The organism is Pseudoalteromonas sp. Xi13, from assembly GCF_003952205.1.
Lineage (GTDB): Bacteria > Pseudomonadota > Gammaproteobacteria > Enterobacterales > Alteromonadaceae > Pseudoalteromonas > Pseudoalteromonas atlantica.
In genome coordinates, this window is the sequence record NZ_CP034439.1 from 3,244,508 (window position 1) to 3,266,122 (window position 21,615).

The 21,615-nt window shown below is 40.9% G+C and carries 17 protein-coding genes; 3 read left to right on the forward strand and 14 right to left on the reverse strand.

Annotated features, from left to right (window positions below):
* Positions 1 to 53 precede the first annotated feature (53 nt).
* From EJ103_RS14620 to queA, 7 genes are all read right to left on the reverse strand, one after another.
* Positions 54 to 863: a transporter substrate-binding domain-containing protein gene (locus tag EJ103_RS14620; protein WP_126008330.1), complete on the reverse strand. Its 810-nt coding sequence runs from the start codon at positions 861 to 863 to the stop codon at positions 54 to 56.
* A gap of 16 nt (positions 864 to 879) precedes the next feature.
* Positions 880 to 2,670: a bifunctional diguanylate cyclase/phosphodiesterase gene (locus tag EJ103_RS14625; RefSeq protein ID WP_126008332.1), complete on the reverse strand. Its 1,791-nt coding sequence runs from the start codon at positions 2,668 to 2,670 to the stop codon at positions 880 to 882.
* A gap of 318 nt (positions 2,671 to 2,988) precedes the next feature.
* Positions 2,989 to 3,936 (reverse strand): protein translocase subunit SecF, encoded by a 948-nt coding sequence (secF, locus tag EJ103_RS14630; protein WP_004587611.1) that lies wholly within the window; start codon positions 3,934 to 3,936, stop codon positions 2,989 to 2,991.
* Positions 3,937 to 3,945: 9 nt separating this feature from the next.
* Complete coding sequence (secD, locus tag EJ103_RS14635) at positions 3,946 to 5,805, reverse strand: protein translocase subunit SecD (protein ID WP_004587612.1); 1,860 nt, start codon at positions 5,803 to 5,805, stop codon at positions 3,946 to 3,948.
* Positions 5,806 to 5,824: 19 nt separating this feature from the next.
* A complete protein-coding gene (yajC, locus tag EJ103_RS14640; protein ID WP_004587613.1) occupies positions 5,825 to 6,160 on the reverse strand; it encodes a preprotein translocase subunit YajC in 336 nt (111 codons plus the stop codon).
* 25 nt (positions 6,161 to 6,185) lie between these two features.
* Positions 6,186 to 7,310: a tRNA guanosine(34) transglycosylase Tgt gene (tgt, locus tag EJ103_RS14645; RefSeq protein ID WP_004587614.1), complete on the reverse strand. Its 1,125-nt coding sequence runs from the start codon at positions 7,308 to 7,310 to the stop codon at positions 6,186 to 6,188.
* 175 nt (positions 7,311 to 7,485) lie between these two features.
* A complete protein-coding gene (gene queA, locus EJ103_RS14650) occupies positions 7,486 to 8,517 on the reverse strand; it encodes a tRNA preQ1(34) S-adenosylmethionine ribosyltransferase-isomerase QueA (RefSeq protein WP_004587615.1) in 1,032 nt (343 codons plus the stop codon).
* 201 nt (positions 8,518 to 8,718) lie between these two features.
* On the opposite strand from queA, the gene EJ103_RS14655 reads away from it, so the two are divergent.
* Together EJ103_RS14655 and EJ103_RS14660 are read left to right on the forward strand one after the other, a co-directional pair.
* Positions 8,719 to 11,250 carry an EAL domain-containing protein gene (locus tag EJ103_RS14655; RefSeq protein ID WP_024031437.1) on the forward strand — a complete coding sequence of 844 codons (2,532 nt, stop codon included), beginning with the start codon at positions 8,719 to 8,721 and terminating at the stop codon, positions 11,248 to 11,250.
* 187 nt (positions 11,251 to 11,437) lie between these two features.
* Positions 11,438 to 11,650 (forward strand): hypothetical protein, encoded by a 213-nt coding sequence (locus EJ103_RS14660; RefSeq protein ID WP_024031438.1) that lies wholly within the window; start codon positions 11,438 to 11,440, stop codon positions 11,648 to 11,650.
* A gap of 118 nt (positions 11,651 to 11,768) precedes the next feature.
* Here EJ103_RS14660 and EJ103_RS14665 read toward each other — a convergent pair whose 3' ends face one another.
* From EJ103_RS14665 to EJ103_RS14695, 7 genes are all read right to left on the reverse strand, one after another.
* Positions 11,769 to 12,689 carry a hydrogen peroxide-inducible genes activator gene (locus EJ103_RS14665; RefSeq protein ID WP_004587618.1) on the reverse strand — a complete coding sequence of 307 codons (921 nt, stop codon included), beginning with the start codon at positions 12,687 to 12,689 and terminating at the stop codon, positions 11,769 to 11,771.
* A gap of 82 nt (positions 12,690 to 12,771) precedes the next feature.
* Positions 12,772 to 14,040 (reverse strand): inorganic phosphate transporter, encoded by a 1,269-nt coding sequence (locus EJ103_RS14670; protein ID WP_126008334.1) that lies wholly within the window; start codon positions 14,038 to 14,040, stop codon positions 12,772 to 12,774.
* A gap of 40 nt (positions 14,041 to 14,080) precedes the next feature.
* Positions 14,081 to 14,758, reverse strand: a complete 678-nt coding sequence (locus EJ103_RS14675) for a TIGR00153 family protein (RefSeq protein WP_126008337.1) — start codon at positions 14,756 to 14,758, stop codon at positions 14,081 to 14,083.
* Between the two features lie 150 nt (positions 14,759 to 14,908).
* Complete coding sequence (phoU, locus tag EJ103_RS14680; protein WP_004587621.1) at positions 14,909 to 15,610, reverse strand: phosphate signaling complex protein PhoU; 702 nt, start codon at positions 15,608 to 15,610, stop codon at positions 14,909 to 14,911.
* 45 nt (positions 15,611 to 15,655) lie between these two features.
* Complete coding sequence (gene pstB, locus EJ103_RS14685) at positions 15,656 to 16,483, reverse strand: phosphate ABC transporter ATP-binding protein PstB (protein WP_004587622.1); 828 nt, start codon at positions 16,481 to 16,483, stop codon at positions 15,656 to 15,658.
* Between the two features lie 26 nt (positions 16,484 to 16,509).
* Positions 16,510 to 18,159 (reverse strand): phosphate ABC transporter permease PstA, encoded by a 1,650-nt coding sequence (gene pstA / locus EJ103_RS14690; RefSeq protein WP_004587623.1) that lies wholly within the window; start codon positions 18,157 to 18,159, stop codon positions 16,510 to 16,512.
* Positions 18,160 to 18,174: 15 nt separating this feature from the next.
* On the reverse strand, positions 18,175 to 20,409 hold the full coding sequence (locus EJ103_RS14695) for an ABC transporter permease subunit (RefSeq protein ID WP_126008339.1): 2,235 nt from the start codon (positions 20,407 to 20,409) through the stop codon (positions 18,175 to 18,177).
* 657 nt (positions 20,410 to 21,066) lie between these two features.
* Between EJ103_RS14695 and EJ103_RS14700 the strand changes: the two genes are divergently transcribed.
* A complete protein-coding gene (locus EJ103_RS14700; protein ID WP_004587625.1) occupies positions 21,067 to 21,573 on the forward strand; it encodes an ACT domain-containing protein in 507 nt (168 codons plus the stop codon).
* Positions 21,574 to 21,615: the final 42 nt, after the last annotated feature.

A 21,615-nucleotide genomic window follows, 5' to 3' on the forward strand; every position in this document is an offset into this window, starting at 1 on the left:
TAAAGTGCATGTAACCCTATTATAAAAAAGGAGCCTATGGCTCCTTTTTTGTTTTAAAAGTAAGGGTTATCGAGCTTTAGCTCCGTGGTGTAACCTTTTGTAAAAGGGAGTGAGTTTATGTCTTTTGCAAAATACTCATCAAATAACGCATCAAACTCTCCGCTGTTTTTCATGTTTTGCAACCCAAGCTCTATGGCTTGCGCTAAAGCTGGCTTACTACTTACAACAAAATAATAAATACCGGTGGGATAACTAATAAATAAATTAGGCACAATAACTAAGTTACTCTGCGCATTGGCAACAAGCTCAGAATTAACTTCTATAAATGAGCGAGGAAAGTAATCGATTCTGCCCCGGCTAGTAAGCGTAAACATAGCTTGATAGTTACTCAGCGGCCTTACATGTAAGCCGTTATAGGCCATTATTTTTGTATCTGGCCAATCATGCCCTTGCACTGCCGAGAGCTCACTTAATTGCGCCAAAGTGGTAATGCCTTTAAATTTCTCGACATTTTTTTTACTGGTTAATAAAACGCGCTTGCCTATAAAGCCTTTAAATAGCGGGACTTTAACGGCTATTGCCAGTGCCTCTCGTTCTGGGCTGCTCATGCTCCAATAAACATCTAACTCTGTTTTATCTAGCTCAATCAGGTCACGCTGTTGCTGTAAGCTCACTGGCTGCATTTTTATGTCTACAGGATAATTAGCCCGCTCTAGGGCTCGTGTTAATAGCTCACTTAGGTATTCTTCACGGGCATTTTGCACACTTTGCTTTTGAGCAACATTAACAATCTCTACCCCTTGCACAAAAAAACTAACCGCAAATAAAGCAAACCCACCAACAACTACTTTTAATGGCAACATAATAATTACCTATTTTTTATACCACCTGTTTATTCTCTGGTGCTAAGCGCACTACGGCAGGCGCAGGCTTTCTGCGCTTGCAAATAAACAAATAACTATGGCGATACCGCTTAGCCTCTTTTTTAGCATCTGTTGCAAGTGCTGCAACTTGATGGCTGTTTTTACATTCTTGTAAGTCGGGCTCCACAAGGCCAATTGATAACGTAAGTAAAGGTACAAATTGCTTTTCTCCCTCACGATTTGTAGCCCAGTAACCTTTGCTCTTAATGTGCTCAGGCGTAAAAAAAGTGCGTGATTGCAGTTCAAACTGCTCAATTATGGTATTACAAATATACACAGCATCTGATTGGTCAAACACAACCATAAAGTCATCACCACCTATATGTCCTACAAAGTTAGCACTGTTTTCGCATGCTTGCACGGTTACATCTGCCAATAATTTAATCACACTATCGCCACTGGCATAGCCGTATAAATCATTGAACTGCTTAAAGTGATTAAGATCTATATAGGCAAGCGAAAACGCACTTTGTGAGCGTAACCTTTGCTCTATTGCCTCATTAATCGCTACATTACCAGGGAGCATGGTGAGTGGGTTAGCATGCTGGGCGTGACGAATTTTTTCTTCTGTTATGTGCTTTAAAATATCACGCAAAGGGGCAAGCCCTAGGTAACGTTTATTTCGGGTGATCACAATATGGCGGCGAATATCAAAGTCTTGCTCTGTAATTTGCTGACTCACGGTATCAAGAAGTTGGTTTTCATCCACCACTAAAGGTTGTTTATCCATAAAGTCGGTTACGGGGCACTTGTCGTAAAGTGCATGGCCATAGGGCGCTGCAAACACCTCAGTAAGCTGATCTTTATGTAGTAACCCAACCGGTTGGCCGGCTTTATTTAAAACCGCTAGGCTCATCACGGCTTTATCTTTTTCGAATAGCTTGTGGGCGTCTTTACAACGGGTTTCGCTGTCTATTGCTTCTTGTGTAACAGCAAGCCAGCCAATCGCCATTGATTGATCAAACGTGTTGCTTGGCTGTTTAAAGTTCAATGCTTGTAATTGCTCTGAGCTGTAATCAAGGCTTGGATTTGGGTTTGGTTTTTCCAGTAAAAAACCTTGTACGTTTGCTATGCCTAAGCTTTCAACATAGGCAAGCTCTTCTACTCTTTCTATGCCTTCGGCTATTACGGCGGTGTTTGTTGCTTTTGCGAGTACCGTAATCGATTTCAAAAACTCTTTTTTAACTTCGCTTTCATCGCAATGATCAATAAAGTAACGGTCGATTTTTACAAAGTCGGGGCATAGTTCAGACCACTGTTTTAAGCCCGAGTAACCAGCACCTAAATCGTCAATGGCAATGGTAAAACCCAGCTCGCGGTAGTGTGCAATTGTTTTTAATAATAAAAAACCATCGTCGACCTTTTCTTGCTCTGTTACCTCAATCACCACGCGGTTTGCTGCTAAACCAAACTGCTCTATTAAGTGCAGGGTTTCACCTTTTGGGTGGCAAGGGTCGAGTAAGGTTTTAGGGCTTACATTTAAAAATAACTTACCGTTTAAATTAAGCTTTACAAAGTTTTCAATTGCTTTTGAGCGGCATAATAGCTCAAGCTCTGAAATTAAAGCGTGCTCACTGGCCGCTTCAAACAGAGGGTTAGGCATTTCCAAAGGGCTGTTTTTAGGCCCTCGACTTAGCGCTTCGTAACCTATAATTGTTTGATTAGCTATATCAAAAATAGGCTGAAATAACGTGGTTATTTCACCGTTACTTAAAATGTACTCTAGTACTTTGCGCTGCATCGTCACTGCAAAACCTGATTGTCGTTTAATAGGGGCATTAAAGTAGCAAGCCTGTATGACAATTTTATGGCATTAGCTGCTATTGACTATTCAGGATTAAATTTGCTCAATTTAGCGGCGGTACAATCTAAGCACTAAGTTTATAGCCTAATATACTGTTAACTAATCATACGTTATTGTAATGGCTTAATTATATAATCGGCTCAAGGCTTTAAATGCAGCCTAAAAAGCGTGTACGTTTAGTATTAAAGGTAATCAAGCTCTATAAAACCGCGCGCAATAAAAAACCGCTCAATTGAGCGGTTTTATTTAGCGTTAACTCTATTACGGCAATGCGTCTAGGTCTGCGCCTTCTTTTTCAATTACCTCTGGTATTAAATCTTCTTTACTTACGCCCATGGTAATAGCTACCGAGCTTGCAACGTAAACTGAAGAATAAGTACCAATGAACACACCAAATAACAGGGCTGTAGCAAAGCCGTGAATGGTTTGTCCGCCCCACACAAATAGCGCAATCAATACCAAAATAGTGGTGATTGACGTTACAAGTGTACGGTTAAGTGTTTGCGTTAACGACATGTCGATAATTTCGATAGTGTCGTCGATGCGTACTTTACGGAAGTTTTCACGAATACGGTCAGATACAACAATAGTATCGTTAAGTGAGTAACCAATTACCGCCAATATTGCCGCTAAAATAGTTAAGTCAAACTCTAACCCTAATACAGAAAACAAACCCACTGTAATAATTACATCGTGTAGTAGTGCACCTACCGCGCCCACAGCAAAACGCCACTCAAAGCGAAATGCCACGTAAATCAAAATACAAATAAGCGCAGTTAACATGGCAAGGCCACCCTGCTCTTTTAAGTCTTCCCCTACGCTTGGGCCTACAAACTCAATGCGGCGCATTACTACGCTCTCATCAGCTTGCTTTAAGGCAGTAATAACTTGGTTACCAATAACTTCGGCTTTTACTTCACTGCCACGCGGCGCTAAACGAACCAAAATATCTTGGCTAGAACCAAACAGCTGCACTGAGGCATCGGCAAACCCGTTTTCAGCTAATACTGAGCGTACTTTTTTCAAATCTGCAGGTTGCGAAAAACCAACCTCTACAGCGGTACCGCCAGTAAAATCTAAACCAAAGTTTAAACCTTTGATAAAAATTGAGGCAAACGACGCTAAAATTAATAGCGTAGAAAAACCCATTGCCACTTTACGAAGTGACATGAAACGTAGGGTTTTACCACCCAAACTTAAAATTTGCATGTCCGCTCCTTAAATTGAAAGTTTATCAATGCGCTTACCACCAATAAATAAGTTAATTACCGCACGGGTACCAACTATGGCTGTAAACATTGAAGTTAAAATACCAATTGCCAGTGTTACGGCAAAACCTGCAATAGGGCCAGTGCCCACTGCAAATAAAATAACCGCAGCAATTAAAGTGGTAATATTGGCATCAAAAATAGTACTAAAGGCGCTATCGTAACCAAAATGAACGGCTTGTTGAGGGCTGCGGCCATCGGCCAGCTCTTCACGAATACGCTCAAAAATAAGTACGTTAGCATCAACCGCCATACCTACTGTTAATACAATACCGGCAATACCTGGCAGCGTTAAAGTTGCGCCTGGGATTAACGACATTACACCTACAATAAGCACTAAGTTAGCTGCTAGTGCAATGTTGGCAACTAAACCAAACCCTTTGTAGTAAATAAGCATAAAGGCAAGTACAAACGCAAAGCCAAGGGCTACAGCTGTCATACCGGCTTCAATGTTTTCTTGACCTAGGCTTGGGCCTACTGTGCGCTCTTCAACAATTTGAATTGGCGCTACTAATGCACCGGCGCGTAATAGTAAGCTTAAGTTGTGGGCTTCGGCTGGGTTATCAATACCTGTAATACGGAATGAGCGGTCAAGACGAGCCTGAATAGTCGCAACGTTAATGACCTCTTCTACCTTAATAGGTGGAAGTGCTTTACCGTCAGCATCTTTTTTACCCGATGGCTTGTATTCAATAAATACTGTTGCCATGCGCTTACCAATAGCACGCTTGGTAAAGGCATTCATTTTTGCCCCGCCTTTGCTATCTAAGGTAATGCTTACTTGTGGGCGCTGATATTCGTCGTTTCCTGATTGTGCACCAGTGATATGGCTACCTTCAAGGATTACACGTTTTTTAAGTACCACAGGGTAGCCATCACGGCTCATGATCATTTCTGTGCCCGCAGGAATACGTCCTTGAGCAGCAGCACTTGGGTCTGCGTTTTCGTCTACTTCACGAAATTCAAGCGTGGCCGTTGCACCTAAAATTTCTTTAGCGCGTGCTGTATCTTGAACACCTGGCAGTTGCACAATAATACGCTCAGCACCTTGGCGCTGTACGTTAGGCTCTGCAACACCAATTTGGTTAATACGATTACGAATAATGGTTTCGTTTTGCTTAATAGCGTAGTCTCGTATTTCTTTAAGCTTTTGCTCACTCATAGTGGCAAAAAATGCGCGATCGTTACTGCTATCATCAATGTATACGTTTAGTGGGTAGCGCGATGCTAAAAAGCGTTCAGCCGCTTCTTTATCTTCTTCGGTACGCATTTCTACACGCATACGTTCAGAGCCCGCTACGCGGCGAACACTACGGTAACGAAGTTTTTCTTCGCGTAGGTCGCTACGAAAATCTTGTTCCATTTGCTCTAGCTGATTATCTACCGCGGTTGCCATGTCGATTTCCATGGTGAAGTGAACACCACCACTTAAATCAAGACCTAGCTTCATAGGGTTACCACCCAATGATTTTAACCATGCAGGTTGCGCAGGTGCCATATTAATAGCAGAGATATAATCGTCGCTAAGAGAATTACGCAGTAAGTCTTGCGCTTTTAGCTGTTCTTCAACATTTTTAAAACGTACTAATACTTGGCCGCCTTCAAGCACGGTAGACTTAGCTGTTACATTATGCTGTTTGAGGGTTGCGTTTACTTTGTCTACTACACTGAGATCGACATCTGCGCCTTTTGCCCCCGAAACCTGAATGGCCGGATCGCGGCCATACAAGTTTGGAGAAGCATATAAAAGGCCAATGGCTACCACAGCTAAAACAAGTAAATACTTCCAAATTGGAAACTTGTTTAACACAGGCATGTCCTTTTTATTTTTATAGTGACTTCATTGTGCCTTTAGGCAATACAGCAGATACTGCCGATTTTTGTACTGTTACTTCAGCTTGCTCATTTAAAGAAATCACGATGAAATCTTTATCTTCAGTAATTTTAACAATTTTACCTACTAAACCGCCTTGGGTAAGTACTTCATCACCTTTAGCCATCGCGCTCATAAGGCTTTTGTGCTCTTTAACACGCTTAGCTTGTGGGCGGTAAATTAAAAAGTAAAAAACTAAACCGAAAATAGCTAACATAATTAGCATTTCCCAGCCACCACTTGCAGCAGGTTGACCAGCAGCGGCGTGTGCGTTTGAAATAAATAAACTCATAATACTTCCTCTATATTTTTAAATTTTAATTTATATCTGCAAGCTCTGGCACGTCTTGGCCACGGCGAGCATAAAAATCACTAACAAATTCTTCTAGTTTACCTTCGCTAATTGCATTGCGTAGGCCTTCCATAACACGCTGATAGTAACGTAAGTTATGGATTGTGTTTAGTCGTGCGCCTAAAATTTCGTTACATTTATCAAGGTGATGCAAATAAGCACGCGAATAATTTTTACAGGTATGACAATCACACTCAGGATCAAGTGGGCCAGTGTCTGTTTTATGTACTGCGTTACGAATTTTAATTGTACCTGTGGTAATAAATAAATGACCATTACGTGCATTACGGGTAGGCATTACACAGTCAAACATATCAATACCACGGCGTACAGACTCAACTAAGTCTTCAGGTTTACCTACACCCATTAAGTAGCGCGGTTTGTCTTCTGGCATTTTGTACGCACAATGATCAAGAATATTCATCATTTCGTTTTTAGGCTCACCAACCGATAGGCCGCCTAATGCGTAACCATCAAAGCCAATTTCTTCTAGGCCTTTTTGTGATTGTGCACGTAACTCTGGGTACATACCACCTTGAATAATACCAAATAAGGCTGATGGGTTATCGCCGTGGCCTTCTTTAGAGCGCTTAGCCCAACGAAGCGATAACTCCATTGAGTCTTTTGCTTCTTTTTCGGTGGCAGGGTATGGCGTACATTCGTCAAAAATCATGACGATATCTGAGCCTAAATCACGCTGTACTTCCATTGATTTTTCAGGCGACATCATAATTTGGTCACCATTTACCGGCGATTGGAACAACACGCCTTCTTCGGTAATTTTACGCATAGCACCAAGGCTAAATACTTGGAAACCACCTGAGTCGGTTAAAATTGGAAAGTCCCAATTCATAAAGTCGTGTAAATCACCGTGTTGTTTAATGATTTCAGTACCTGGGCGTAGCATTAAATGAAAGGTGTTACCCAAACAAATTTGTGCCCCTGTGGCTTTAACTTCATCTGGGGTCATGCCCTTAACAGTACCGTAAGTACCTACTGGCATAAATGCAGGCGTTTCTATTACACCACGGTCAAAAATCAAGCGGCCGCGGCGCGCTTTTCCGTCGGTGCGGTCTAATTCAAATTTCATATCATCCTCAATGTCGGAAAAACAGTCCAACAAGCTATAATTTAACCGCTCGATTCTACCCTTTTTGCCCCGTTATTACTATTAGCTGCGCTAAATTCACTGCGTATTAGCGCAGGCAAATAAAAACCCAGCGTGCGAGCTGGGCTTTTAAAAACGGTACCGGATAAAACCGTGCTTATTTACGTGTTAAAAACATCGCATCGCCGTAGCTAAAAAAGCGGTACTTTTGTTCTATAGCCGTGTTGTACGCGCCCATAATGTTATCTTGGCCGCTAAAGGCACTTACTAGCATTATGAGGGTTGATTCTGGCAAGTGAAAGTTAGTCACCATGGCATCAACTACATTAAACTGATAACCCGGAAAAATAAAAATATCGGTATCGCCAAAATAGCTCTCTAATTTACCGCCGTGTACTTTTGCTGCCGACTCCAGCGAGCGTACAGAAGTAGTTCCCACAGCTATAACACGCCCACCGTTAGCTTTTGTATTAGCAACAGCGTGAACCACCTCATCAGGTACTTCAATGTATTCAGAGTGCATGACATGCTCATCTACGCTTTCTACACGCACCGGCTGAAACGTACCTGCGCCCACATGTAGCGTAACAAACGCCATGTTTACGCCTTTTTGTTTTAATGCCGCCATTAGCTTATCGTCAAAATGCAGCCCTGCTGTAGGCGCTGCTACTGCACCGGGCTTTTCGCCATAAACGGTTTGATAACGCTCGCGGTCAGCTTCGGTGTCTGGGCGGTCAATGTAAGGAGGTAAAGGCATGTGGCCAATGTCGTTTAGAATATCGAGTACATTTTGGCTGCGATCAAATTCAAGCTCAAATAACGTATCGTGACGTGCAATCATTGTCGCTTTGGCTTTGCCTTCTAAAATAACTTCGTTACCAGGCTTTAACGACTTACTTGCTCTTACATGGGCAAGTACGCGGTGTTCATCAACTACACGCTCTACAAGTACTTCGACTTTACCGCCAGAGGCTTTTTGGCCAAACATACGGGCAGGAATAACGCGGGTATTATTAAATACTAATAAGTCACCTTCGTTTACTAAATCAAGTAGGTCGCTAAACACTTTGTGTTCAACGTTGCCAGTTGGACCATCTAGGGTTAGTAAACGGCTGCTGGTTCTGTCTTGTTTAGGAAAACGAGCAATTAATTCATCAGGTAAGTCAAAGCTAAAGTCAGCCACGCGCATAGTCGGTATTCCACATCATTAAAATCGCGCCAAGTGTATATCTATCCTCGGCTAAGCTCAAGATATCTACAACAGTTGAGAGGATTCGCCCTATTTTAGATACATTTGAGTAACTACTTTAAATAATCTTGTTCTTATTGGTAAATATCATTATTCTTACTGTCCTTAATAATGATGGTTTAGTTTTGGGGTTATAAAAAAGTGGCAGATAAGCTGAAGTTGCTCATTCTAAACGCAAGTAGCGAAGAACGCCGCACTATACGCGCCACTTTAGAGTACTTAAACGTATTTGAATTTATTGAAGCCGCAGATAGCCTAGATGCACTCACCCTGTTAAAAAAGCAGCCAGTAAACATGATTATTACGGGCTTAAGCGTGGGAAAAATAGATGGTTGGCGTTTTTCTCGCATGATCCGCTCAGGCTTACTTAACACCCCAAAAAACACCCCAATTTTACTTATTCCGCCTATTTACTGTGAGCGTATAGCAGAAACCACCGCTCGTAGTTATGGCATAGATGCCGTACTGCCCTTTGAGCACCAAGATATGCTGCCGCAGGTGCTGGCTAATGTTCTGTCTACGCATTTAGAAAAAAGCAGCCGCCTTAATTTACTCTTGCTTGAACCAATAGCGCAAAAAGCCGATGAAATAGCAGAGCAACTTAAGCTCAATTTTGCCATTACCCATGTCACCTCAAGCCAAAGTGCTTTAAACGCTTACAACCAACAACAGTTTGCCATTGTACTGCTTGATGCAACCGCGTCGCGCGCAGATACTTCAAGTGTTTTAGTCGAAGAAATACTGCAACATAACCCTAAACAAGCCATTGTAACTATTATTGATAATAACGATGCCGACTATGCAGAGCAGCTGCTGCTGTCCGGTGTTACCGACTTTATAAGAGCGCCATACGACCCGTCGTTTTTAAATAAAGTATGTGACCATGCTGCGCGCCGTGAAGACTTTATGGTTAGTTATGCTGAGTTTGCCCAAAAGGTTGAACAGTTAAGTATTAGCGAAGTACGCTACAAAGAGCTGTTTTCGGCGCACCAACGTATTTTGCTGCATTTAAATACGGTGGTTTTAGAGCTCGACCAACAAGGTAAAATTCGCTTTATCAATCCTGCTTGGGAAACACTAAGTGGCTTTGGGGTTAAATCGTCTTTGCAAAAATCATTAATCGATTATTGCTCTGATGAATGCCAAGTAAAACTAAATACGACCATTAACGATATTCTTAATGGCGGCATGCACCAGCAGCAAGTCGAGATTCAACTTAATCATAAAAATGGCAATCAGATTTGGGTGGAATGCCGCTTACAGCTAATAAAAAACAGCCGTAATAATGCCACCATTACTGCCACAATCGACAACATACACGAGCGTAAACAAGCTGAATTAAAGCTGCGCCACTTGGCCCTGCACGATACGCTAACAGGTTTACATAATCGTTATTATTTTGATCAACAACTCAATAAAATATGCCAAACCAAGCACACTTATGGTGATGTAGAGCACGCGCTTATTTACATCGATTTAGATCATTTTAAAATAATTAACGACAGCAAAGGCCACCAACAAGGCGACATTGTACTAAAAGATGTAGCTCAATTATTTGAAGCAAACATTAGCGCTAAACATTTAGTGTGTAGAATAGGTGGTGACGAATTTGCTGTTATTTTAAAAAATACGCAGCTGCTTGACGCTCACCTAATTGCAGAGAGTATTTGTAGCGCGATTGAACAGCACGAGTTTAAATCAGAAGACCAAGTGTATTCAATTAGCTGCTCTATTGGCTTAACGCAAATAACAGCTAAAAATTGCGACCCGAGTGAGTGCCTCAAGCAAGCCGATATTGCCTTATATATTGCTAAAAGTTTAGGCCGTAACCTAGTGCACTGCTACTCAAAAGAAGATGCGCAAAATAACACCTTGCAAACCGGGCTTGAGTGGGGGCATGAGATTCGACAAGCACTTCAGCAAGATAACGTAGAGCTGCACTATCAGCCAATATGGGACTTTAAAGCCAATAAAGTGGCTTATTTTGAAGCGTTACTGCGTTTAAAAGTAGACGATAAACTTATTTTCCCTAATCAATTTATTCCCTCTCTTGAGCTGCTAAACGATACCTTTTTAATGGACCAATGTGTTATTCGCAATGCCATTGCTAGCGTGGCTGAACACCCAGATTTAAACCAAGTGGCTATTAACCTTTCTGCTCAATCGTTTTTAGATGAACGCTTATTGCCACATATAGAATCGAGCCTAGAAAAATACCACGTACCGCCTTCGCGTATTATTTTTGAAATCACCGAGTCGGCCTCAGTTAACAATTTAAAAGCCACCCGTAAAATGATAGAAAAGCTAAACAGTTTAGGCTGTCATTTTTCTATTGATGACTTTGGTACAGGCTTTAGCACATTTAACTATTTAAAACAGTTACCTGCACAACATGTAAAAATAGATGGCTCGTTTGTACGCGACATGATTAACGACCCCATCGACTTAGCACTGGTTAAGGCCATTAACGATATAAGCCGCTCCCTTGATAAGCGCTCTGTGGCAGAATACGTAGAAAGCGAAGAGATATTTTTTGCACTAAAAGAGATTGGTGTTGACTACGGACAAGGCTATTTTATTGCCCGTCCTGTGCCTGTAGAAAAAGTACAATCGACGCTTAAAATTATTTACCAGAAGAAACCTTTTATCCAACAACACACTAGCGCCAGCTAAACATTTTTAAACAGTTTTAAGCATTTTATTACTATCATTATTGCACTTATTGCCTATACTTTACGTACCACTTAGTAAATGTCTTGTTATTTTGATGATTTAACAATAAAAACATGACATTACCTATAAGCATACATGACTAGCAATTACATAGAGGTTAAAGCTTGTCAGGTTTAAGGAGGAAGGTATGGCGCAGTTAATTATTTTACTTCTCGTAATACATTGTGTAATTGCGTATCAGTGCTATCGGTACGCGCAGCTAAAGGGCTACCCAGTAGGCGTATTTGCTACTTTAGGCCTACTCCCTTATTTTAATGTAGTGGTTTGGATTTACTTGCTTTTCCTACCCGAACTCGAACCTTTTGAAAGCCAAACACATAGCAAACAGCAGCCCTTGTAGGCTGCTGTTTTGTTTATGCTACGCTGGTGCTTAATAGTGACCAATAACCACACTGCACAGACCCTATTTACCTAAAACAACATATTACTGCTGCACTTTAACCTTAAGGTAAATAGGCTTAACTCTCAAAGTCTAAGCTACATTGGCGAGCTAAAAACACTTCTAGCTGTTGGCTGAATAACTTAAAGTCGCGAATTCTTCCTGTGGTTTTACGCCACAGTATGCCTATATCTCTGTAGGCATCGCCTTGCGATGGGGTTGCTATCATGTTTTTATCTTTAAGAATGCCCGCATTAATCGCCATTTGCGGTAAAAATGTAACCCCTAACTGATGCTCTACCATGCTTAATAAGGTATGTAAGCTTGCAGCTTCAAAAGGGTTAATACAGCTTGAGCGGTTTAGATGACACGCACTCAATGCATGCCCCGTCATACAATGCTCTCGCTCTAATAAAAACACACTAGCATCGGGTAGCAAGTTAAAGTCTTCAACGCCTTTAGCAGGGCTGTAATCTTTATGGTGCACTAAACTAAAGTGATCTTTAGCCAATACTTGAGTATGAAACTTCTCCGTTTGGTACGGTAAGGCTAATAAGGCTAAATCAATATGGCCGTGTTCAAGCTTATCTAATAACTTGTCGCTGGTATCTTCAACAAGTACCAACTCTAAATCACAAAAGGTTTGCTTACAAAAGTGATACAAAGGCGCCGCTATAAAGCTGGCGATAGTGGGTATAACCCCTACCACTAACTTACCACTGAGTGGCGTTAAAAAGCTTTTGGTTAGCTCTTTTAAACTAATTGTATCGTTAATAATTTTACGAGAGCGCTCCACGACCTCTTCACCAATACTGGTAAACATAAGGCTGCGATTTTCTCGCTCAATTAGCTGACAACCGAGTGTTTCTTCAAGGTTTTGAATTGCACTGCTTAAAGTAGATTGCCCAATAAAGCACGCACTTGCTGCACGGCCAAAATGCTGGTGCTGATGTACAGCTAATAAATACTGTAGCTGTTTAATACTTGGTAGGTTGGTCATTTTTTCTTTCCACAAATAAAAAGACCCCAACACCTAGGGCGTTGAGATCTTTTCAAGCTAAAAGTCTTTGAGTACTTTTTTGTTAAACCCCAAACGCGGTTCTTAGTACGTAGAAAATAACAATAGCAAGGGCAGCGCCAACTGGCAATGTAATTACCCAAGAAACTACAATGTTTCTGATAACACCCATGTTAAGTGCACCAATACCACGTGCCATACCTACACCTAATACCGCACCAACTAAGGTTTGTGTAGTAGAAATTGGCATACCTGTACCTGATGCAATAACAACGGTAGACGCAGCAGCTAATTCAGCAGCAAAACCACGGCTAGGCGTTAAGTGAGTAATACCTTCACCTATCGTTTTAATTACCTTTTTACCTAAAATAGCAAGACCGGCAACAATACCAAAACCACCTAGTGGTAAAATCCACCAAGCAATAGCCGCTTTTTTAGCAATTTCACCGTTGCTTTCAACAATGTTCACAACCGCAGCAAGTGGACCAATTGCATTCGCTACATCGTTTGAGCCATGCGCAAACGCCATACAACACGCTGTTAATACCATTAATACCGCAAATACTTTTTCTACGTTATTAAATTGCATTTGTTTATCGGCTTTAGGGTCGATATTTAAACGTGAAATCGCAATTTTACCAATAATAGCTACAATCACAGCAATCGCGATCGCAATTAAATAACCTTCAGTAGCGCCTAGGTTAATACCTATATGCTTTAGGCCTTTTTTGATTGTTACTAGCGCCATAATAAAGCCCGCTAAACCCATGTACAAAGGTACAAAGCGTTTTGCGTTTTTAAGCGGTGCATCAGTATCAAAAATCAGCTTTTGCGCACTCATAAAGATTAAGTAAGCAATAAAGCCCGAAATAGCAGGTGTAATAATCCAGCTACCTACAATACCACCTACTTTATTCCATTGAATAGCCTCTGTACCCACTGCAACTAATGCAAAACCAATGATTGCACCAATAATTGAGTGAGTTGTTGAAACAGGCCAACCTAAAAATGAGGCAATTAATAGCCAAGTACCTGCTGCAAAAAGTGCAGAGATCATACCTAAAACCATTAAATCAGGGAGAGCAGCAAAAGGCGCAGCATCAATAATACCTTTACGGATTGTTGATGTAACCTCACCACCTGCTAAGTAAGCACCAGCAAATTCAAAAATCATAGCAATAATAATTGCTTGTTTAATTGTTAACGCTTTTGAACCTACCGAAGTACCCATCGCATTAGCAACGTCGTTCGCGCCAATACCATAAGCCATAAAAAAGCCGACTGCTGCGGCAATTAAAACTAATACCGTGCCGTAAGATGCAATGATATCCATTGTGTAACCTTAATCTTTCGTTTGAACTGATTTTTATAAATTAACGAGCTAGCATCAGCTCAAGACGTGATCCTACGCGCTCTGCAATATCTGCAAGTTCGCCAACCCATTCAATTATTTTGTATAAAAACATAACATCAATTGGGTTTAGCTCGCTTTCTACATCGCGTAGTTGGCGGCGTACTTTAATTTGCATTTCATCCGTGTCTTGTTCTATGGCATCCAATTCTACGAGCATTTTTTCTACTAAAGTAACCTCGCGACCTTTAAAGCCCGTTTCTAACAATTCTTCTAACTCATTAATTGCTTTTGATGCTTGTTTAGTCGCATCAACACAACGTGTTAGATAAGCTAAAAAGTCTGCTTGCATAGCACTAGGAATTGTCATTTCACGGCCAATTACGCGCCCTGCAATGTCTTTAGCCTTATTTGCTATTTTATCTTGTTGAGTTACGAGTTCGAGCAGATCTGTACGCTCTACCGGCATGAATAAACCACGCGGTAATTGTAAGCGTATATCTCTTTTCATATCATCAGCTTCACGCTCTAAATTACGAATAGTTAAGCGAAGCTCTTCTGCTTGCTCCCACTCTTCTTTAAATACGTGATTAAAAAAAGGTATCAAGGCTTTACTTGCTTGATGAACCTTCTTGATGTGTTCTTCCATTGGTTTGATAGGAGATTTTGCAAATACTCCTAAAAACGCGTTTGTAGGCATAACTGACCCTTTAATCAAATTGATATGCTTTGCAGCATGAATTTTACAGTATTAGCCGCGATTGTGAACGCTTTTTATTATTTCATCATGGCTAACAATGCATAAAGCGGCACTAAGCCGCTTCAATAAAAAAGAATGATAGATAAAAACCTACAACGATTTTTCTATATCTTCTTGAGATGTATGACGAATATCTTTACCGTTAACAAAATAAATAATGTATTCCGCAATATTTTGGCAACGGTCGCCAATACGCTCTAATGAACGTACAGACCATACTAAATCCATAATTTTAGGAATTGAACGTGGGTCTTCCATCATGTAAGTCATAATTTGACGCGTGATTGCTTCATATTCACGGTCAACTTTTGCATCTTCTTTATGTACTTCAAAGGCACGTTGTACATCCATGCGCGCAAACGCATCTAGTACATCGTGTAGCATTTTTAAAACTTGGCGACCCATGTTTTCAATATTTACTAATAAATCTTGCTGATCTTTAGTAAATGAATCCAAAGCCACTTTAGCAATGCGCTCTGCTTCATCGCCAATGCGTTCTAAATCGGCAATCGTTTTTGCAATAGCAATTACTAAGCGTAAATCGCTCGCAGCAGGCTGACGACGAGCAATAATGCGCGTACATTCATCATCAATGCTAACTTCCATCGCATTTACTTTGTAATCGTTCTGGCGTACTTTTTGTGCCAGTTCAGCATCATTGCGACTTACTGCATCTAATGCACTGCTTAGCTGCTGCTCAACTAGGCCACCCATGTTAAGTACATGGTTACGAACATTTTCTAGCTCTTGGTTAAAGCGCCCAGAAATATGCTTATTTATATTATGTTCCATAATTACCTTCTCTTAAATTCGTTTACAACACTAAAACGTATACGACTAGCCGTAACGGCCTGTAATGTAGTCTTCCGTTTTCTTTTTGCTTGGCGTTGTAAATAAGGTATTTGTGTCTGAGTATTCAATCAACTCGCCCATGTACATAAAGGCCGTTTGATCAGATACACGCGCTGCTTGTTGCATGTTATGTGTCACAATAACAACGGTAAATTTGTTCTTTAAATCGTTAATTAGCTCTTCAATAACCAAAGTAGAAATTGGGTCAAGTGCCGATGTTGGTTCATCAAGTAATAGTACTTCAGGTTCAATCGCAATTGAACGGGCAATAACTAAACGCTGTTGCTGACCACCCGATAGACCAAATGCGCTATCGTGTAATCTGTCTTTTACTTCATCCCATAAGGCTGCACCGCGAAGTGATTGTTCTACCACTTCATCTAGCTTACGCTTTTCTTTAATACCTTGTAAGCGTAGGCCATAAACCACATTTTCATAAATTGATTTAGGAAATGGGTTAGGACGCTGAAACACCATACCCACGTTACGACGAAGCGCGGCTACATCTACACTTTTATCGTAAATATTTTGGCCATGAAGCAATATTTCACCTTCAATACGACACACATCAACTAAATCGTTCATGCGGTTAATACAACGCAATAGCGTTGATTTACCACAACCCGACGGACCGATAAACGCTGTAACTTGGCCTTTCGGGATATTCATATTTACTTTGCTAAGCGCTTGCTTTTCACCATAGTAAAGATCAAGGTCCTTAATCTCTAACGCTTTTTGGTCATCAGTTAAGTTTTCTAAGTCTAACTTCAAGCTTTTGTTAGCTTGGTTTACTTGTGGAGCGACTGTAATCATGTTTGTTACCTATAATTCTTTACTAATTAGTGTTCAAGCGATCTGAATTTTTCACGTAAATGGTTACGTATGCCTATCGCTGTTATGTTGAGGGTAATAATCACCGACACTAATAAGAAGGCCGTTGCGTATACCAGCGGGCGTGCCGCTTCAACATTCGGGCTTTGAAAGCCCACATCATAAATATGAAAGCCTAAGTGCATGAACTTTCTATCTAAGTGAAAATAAGGGAAGTTGCCATCAAGTGGTAACGTAGGGGCCATTTTTACAACACCTACGAGCATTAACGGCGCAACTTCACCGGCCGCTCGAGCAACTGCAAGTATTAAACCTGTCATAATTGCTGGGCTTGCCATAGGAATAATAATACGCCATAAGGTTTCAACTTTGGTTGCACCAAGCGCTAATGAACCATCACGCACTGTACTAGGAATACGCGATAAACCTTCCTCGGTTGATACAATAACAACCGGTAATGTAAGAATAGCTAATGTAAGCGCGGACCACATAACACCCGGCGTACCAAATACTGGCGTAGGCGCAGCTTCTGGGTAAAACAGTTGGTCAAGGCTACCACCTAACATGTAAACAAAAAAGCCTAAGCCAAATACACCGTAAACAATAGACGGTACACCGGCAAGGTTAATTACCGCAATACGAATCATCTTAGTTACTGCATTTTTAGCTGCGTATTCATGTAAGTAAATTGCAGCTACAACACCAAATGGGGTCACAATAACGGCCATCAGCATTACCATAAATACTGTACCGAATATAGCAGGGAATACGCCGCCTTCGGTGTTTGCTTCACGTGGGTCGTCTGATACAAACTTACCCAGTTGTACAAAGTAATGACCTAATTTTGAGAAAAAGCCCATGTCGTTAGGCAACCAAACATCAAGCACTTGATACAGTGGAATGGTGACTACTTCACCACGCATGTCCTTAACTAAAACTTGGTCACGCTTGGCTTTTTTACGCAGTGCAAATAACTCTTTTTCAAGTACGGCATATTCGTTACGTAACTCGGCACGTGCTTGAGCAAGCTCAGCAACACGCTCATCGGTTAGTTCGTCATCAAGTAGGTACGCTTTTTCTTGTAAGCGAAGACGTTCTAATTCGTAGTTGATATGACCGATGTCGCCATTTTGTAAATCAAGCGCTTCATCGTTTAAATCAACCGCACGCTCTACTAGCTCATGTAAGGTTTCGATTTTATCGCCAGTAACCGGCTTTCCATCTTTAATTACACCTTCTATGTAGCCATAAAAGTTACCGTTTTTACTGCGCTCAAATACAGCAAGCGTAGCCGGTGTACTTTGCTCAGTAATATCGGTTTCTAATATCCAACGAAAATCTAAATCTACATATTCGCGGTTACCTGTTTTTATAAGTAAACGCTCAACTTCGTCTTTATTAAAATCTGATACATCAATACCTGTTGCAGCTAAACGCGCTGTAGGCACAAGTTCTCGGTCGTAAACTTCACCAATGATGGTTTGTTTTGAAATAGACCCTTCTAGCTCAAATTGAACTACCTCTGATGGCCAGAAAAAGCTTAATCCCTTCCAAGCTATCATTGCTAATAAACCGAGAACTGAAATTAAGCTGATGCTTACCGCACCACCTGTCATCCAAATCCAAGGAGAACCAGACTTAAACCACTGCTTTACCATGTCGTGTCTCTCCACTTACATTGAGCTGTATTTTTCACGCAGTTGCTGACGAACAAACTCAGCCACTGTGTTGAAAATAAAGGTGAATATGAATAGTACAAATGCTGCTAAGAATAATATTCTATAGTGCGAGCTGCCTACTTCTGATTCAGGCATTTCTACCGCAATGTTTGCTGCAAGCGTTCGCATACCTTGGAAAATACTCCAATCCATAATAGGTGTGTTACCTGTAGCCATTAATACAATCATGGTTTCGCCTACCGCACGGCCAAGTCCCATCATTACAGCAGAGAAAATACCTGGGCTTGCTGTAAGTAGTACAACGCGTACGAGCGTTTGCCACTGCGTAGCACCAAGTGCTAGTGAGCCATTTGATAAGTGTTTAGGAACACTAAATACGGCATCTTCTGCAATCGAGAATATAGTAGGAATAACGGCAAAGCCCATCGCAATACCCACTACTAATGAATTACGTTGGTCAAACGTCATACCCAGCTCGTTGGTTAGGTACTGACGTACATTGCCATCAAACATCCAAAGCTCTACTGTTTCGCTCATCGCGAACGAGAACCAACCAATTAATAGAACAACCGGAATAAGTAAAATAGAGTGCGACCCTTCAGGGATTTTATGGCGAATACTCGCTGGTAACTTAGTCCAACCTAGTGCTGTTGCTAGCACACCTAACGGTAATAAAATCAGTAAGCCAACAATAGCAGGTAGGTGCTCTTCTATAAGTGGCGCTAACCACAGGCCTGCTAAAAAGCCTAATATTACAGTCGGGAGGGCTTCCATAATTTCTACCGTTGGCTTTACCACTTTACGCAGCTCGCTCGACATAAAGTAAGCGGTGTAAATAGCGGCAGAAAGCGCAATGGGTACAGCAAATAGCATGGCGTAAAGCGCTGCTTTTAACGTACCAAACGAAATAGGAACCAAAGAAAATTTAGACTCAAAGTCATCACTTGCCGATGTAGATTGCCAAATATAACCAGGCTCAGGGTAACCTTCGTACCACACTTCTTGCCAAAGCGCAGACCAGGTAACCTCTGGGTGCTCATTATGAATTTCTAATACGGTTAGTTGGTTATCGGCTAAAATAAGGGCGGCATTTGAGCGCGGAGCTATAGCAAAGTTTTTAATCTCGCCATCACTTACTTTACCTTGCCAAAGTTTTGCCTCACTTGTGGTGTAATACACACCTAACTCACCGTTACTGCTCGTAGTGAAGAAAGTTCGACGATAAAACTCGGTAAAAATGTTCAGCTTGCTTTGTTTAGTTGTTTCAAACGAGCGAATTTTTTGATACTCACGGCCGCTGTCTGTATTTACTTCAAACCACTGCGATACTTCACCGTTATCGTTTGCAAGCATGAGTGAGTTAGCACCAGAAAGTAGCTGCGCAGACACTAAGTTAGCACTTTCTTCGTTAGCCGAAAGCAGCTGAATTTGCTCTACTTCGCTTGGGTAGCGTGTATCGTAAACATAAATTTGATTTGCCGAACGTACAAATGTGCGGGTGGTGTCTGGCGACATTAAAAGCTCATCAACACGGCCTTCAATATTAAGCTCAGTGCGCTCAACTACCCATTCTACTTCACCGGTAAACATGTTTTCTTCAGCAACAAAGCTGCTAAATAAAACGCGTTTGTCTTCGGTTAAAGCAACCACGGCTGTTTTATCTTCGTAATGACTAAATGCAAAACGCTTAATGGCAGCACCTTGCTCGTCAACTTCTAATGCCATTTTGCCAAGTGGGTAATCTAAACGTGGCGTTAGCTTTCTTTCGTTGTTAGGAAAAGTAACTAAAAACTTAGGTGCTACCAGCACCACTGAGCCATTTTCTAAACCAAACGCATAATGCCCCTGAAACGGCGCACTGTTTGCAAAGCTTGATGCATCACTAGGTAGCTCGGCGCTTAATGTTTTAAGCTTTTTACCAAAGCTGCCATCTTGCACACTATAAAAATCTACCTCTCCTTGCTGAGAGAGTAAAAAAGCAACCTCAGTTTGCTCCTCAACACCTAAGCCCACAATTTGTTCAGCATTAGCAACGTTAAAACTGTTACGTTTTTCTACTTTTGCTGATTCAAAAATTGGTTGTACTACATAAAGAAGGTAAAAGAATATTAATAACAATGCTATTAATACCATTACTCCGCCTGCGGAAATACCCCACTTTGCAAACCGGTCTTTAAATAGACGGCTTCGATCCGTATTTAAAGTCGGCTTATTCGGATTGGAAGTCATCAAAACACCCTTTAATTCTGTCGTTGCGCAAATTATATTTCATCAAGATGACAGTAATGTTACAGATGTAATAAATACCCGCCTAAATGCTTTAAAATCAGTCCTTTTTTCTAATAACAGCGCTTGCTAAATTGTTACTCACTGATATGCCACAACATAAATCGATACAAAAAAGGGGAAATATTTAATATAAACGCCCTAAATTAGTGCCTATTTAGCTATTTAATAACGCGTTTTACTGCCCTGCTGGAGATGACTAAATTTATGCTTTTATGGCGCATCAGTTGTTAACACTTTTATGGTTAAATAAAGTACATAGCGCTCAAAGCATTAAAAAAATAAATGTTATGGTTCATAAATGACACTTATTATCAAAAATGCTATAAAATTGTTAATAAATTCAGAGTGTATTTATGTTCTTGAAGGAACTAATTTGTGCTTTTATTGGACAAACAATTTAACGCAGACAATACTAAATCTATGTATAACGAAACCAGACCGCAGCGCTAAAGTTAAAAAAACTCAACGATAAAGACACAAATAAGTAATAATAAACAATTAGTTTTTATGCGTTTATATTACCCACTACAATGATAGAAACGTTATAAACACTTAATGCCTACGCATTTACATTTTCAGGCTTAGAGAGAGCTATTTATGAAGCAGTTGGTAATCACCATTTTAGGGCAAGACCGGCCCGGATTAGTAGAAAGTATTTCATCGGTTATCTTGCAAAACAAGGGTAACTGGCTGAGCAGTAATTTAAGCCACTTACTAGGCCACTTTGCCGGTATTATTCAGGTAGAAGTAGCGCAAGAGCACTTTGAAGCATTGCAAAACGAATTAAATGCCTTACCTAAACTCGACGTGCGGATTGAAACTGGCAACACAGAAGTAGAGCCAAGTAGCAAAGAACAAATAAATTTTGTCATTACTGGCAATGACCGCCCGGGCATTGTGCAGGAGCTGGCAAGTGTAATACGCCACAAAGGCGCTAGCATTACTCACTTAAACTCAAGGCAACAAAGTGCGCCAAATTGGGGAGTGCCTATTTTTAGTGCCGTAGCGACTGTCACCTTACCCAGTGGTATGAATAAAGAAGAAGTTATTGATGCACTTGAATCGATTACCAGTGATTTAATTGTAGATATTGAAGAGGCATAGCCCAAACGCCGTTGACATAAAAATGACATGGTAGTCATTTTT

Bases quoted from the DNA above. Each gene is read 5' to 3' on its own strand.
- EJ103_RS14620 (WP_126008330.1), bottom strand. From the start codon at position 863: ATGTTGCCATTAAAAGTAGTTGTTGGTGGGTTTGCTTTATTTGCGGTT.
- queA (WP_004587615.1), bottom strand. From the start codon at position 8,517: ATGCGCGTGGCTGACTTTAGCTTTGACTTACCTGATGAATTAATTGCT.
- secF (WP_004587611.1), bottom strand. From the start codon at position 3,936: ATGCAAATTTTAAGTTTGGGTGGTAAAACCCTACGTTTCATGTCACTT.
- EJ103_RS14675 (WP_126008337.1), bottom strand. From the start codon at position 14,758: ATGCCTACAAACGCGTTTTTAGGAGTATTTGCAAAATCTCCTATCAAA.
- pstA (WP_004587623.1), bottom strand. From the start codon at position 18,159: ATGGTAAAGCAGTGGTTTAAGTCTGGTTCTCCTTGGATTTGGATGACA.
- EJ103_RS14670 (WP_126008334.1), bottom strand. From the start codon at position 14,040: ATGGATATCATTGCATCTTACGGCACGGTATTAGTTTTAATTGCCGCA.
- EJ103_RS14660 (WP_024031438.1), top strand. From the start codon at position 11,438: ATGGCGCAGTTAATTATTTTACTTCTCGTAATACATTGTGTAATTGCG.
- pstB (WP_004587622.1), bottom strand. From the start codon at position 16,483: ATGATTACAGTCGCTCCACAAGTAAACCAAGCTAACAAAAGCTTGAAG.
- phoU (WP_004587621.1), bottom strand. From the start codon at position 15,610: ATGGAACATAATATAAATAAGCATATTTCTGGGCGCTTTAACCAAGAG.
- EJ103_RS14700 (WP_004587625.1), top strand. From the start codon at position 21,067: ATGAAGCAGTTGGTAATCACCATTTTAGGGCAAGACCGGCCCGGATTA.
- EJ103_RS14695 (WP_126008339.1), bottom strand. From the start codon at position 20,409: ATGACTTCCAATCCGAATAAGCCGACTTTAAATACGGATCGAAGCCGT.
- EJ103_RS14665 (WP_004587618.1), bottom strand. From the start codon at position 12,689: ATGACCAACCTACCAAGTATTAAACAGCTACAGTATTTATTAGCTGTA.
- tgt (WP_004587614.1), bottom strand. From the start codon at position 7,310: ATGAAATTTGAATTAGACCGCACCGACGGAAAAGCGCGCCGCGGCCGC.
- yajC (WP_004587613.1), bottom strand. From the start codon at position 6,160: ATGAGTTTATTTATTTCAAACGCACACGCCGCTGCTGGTCAACCTGCT.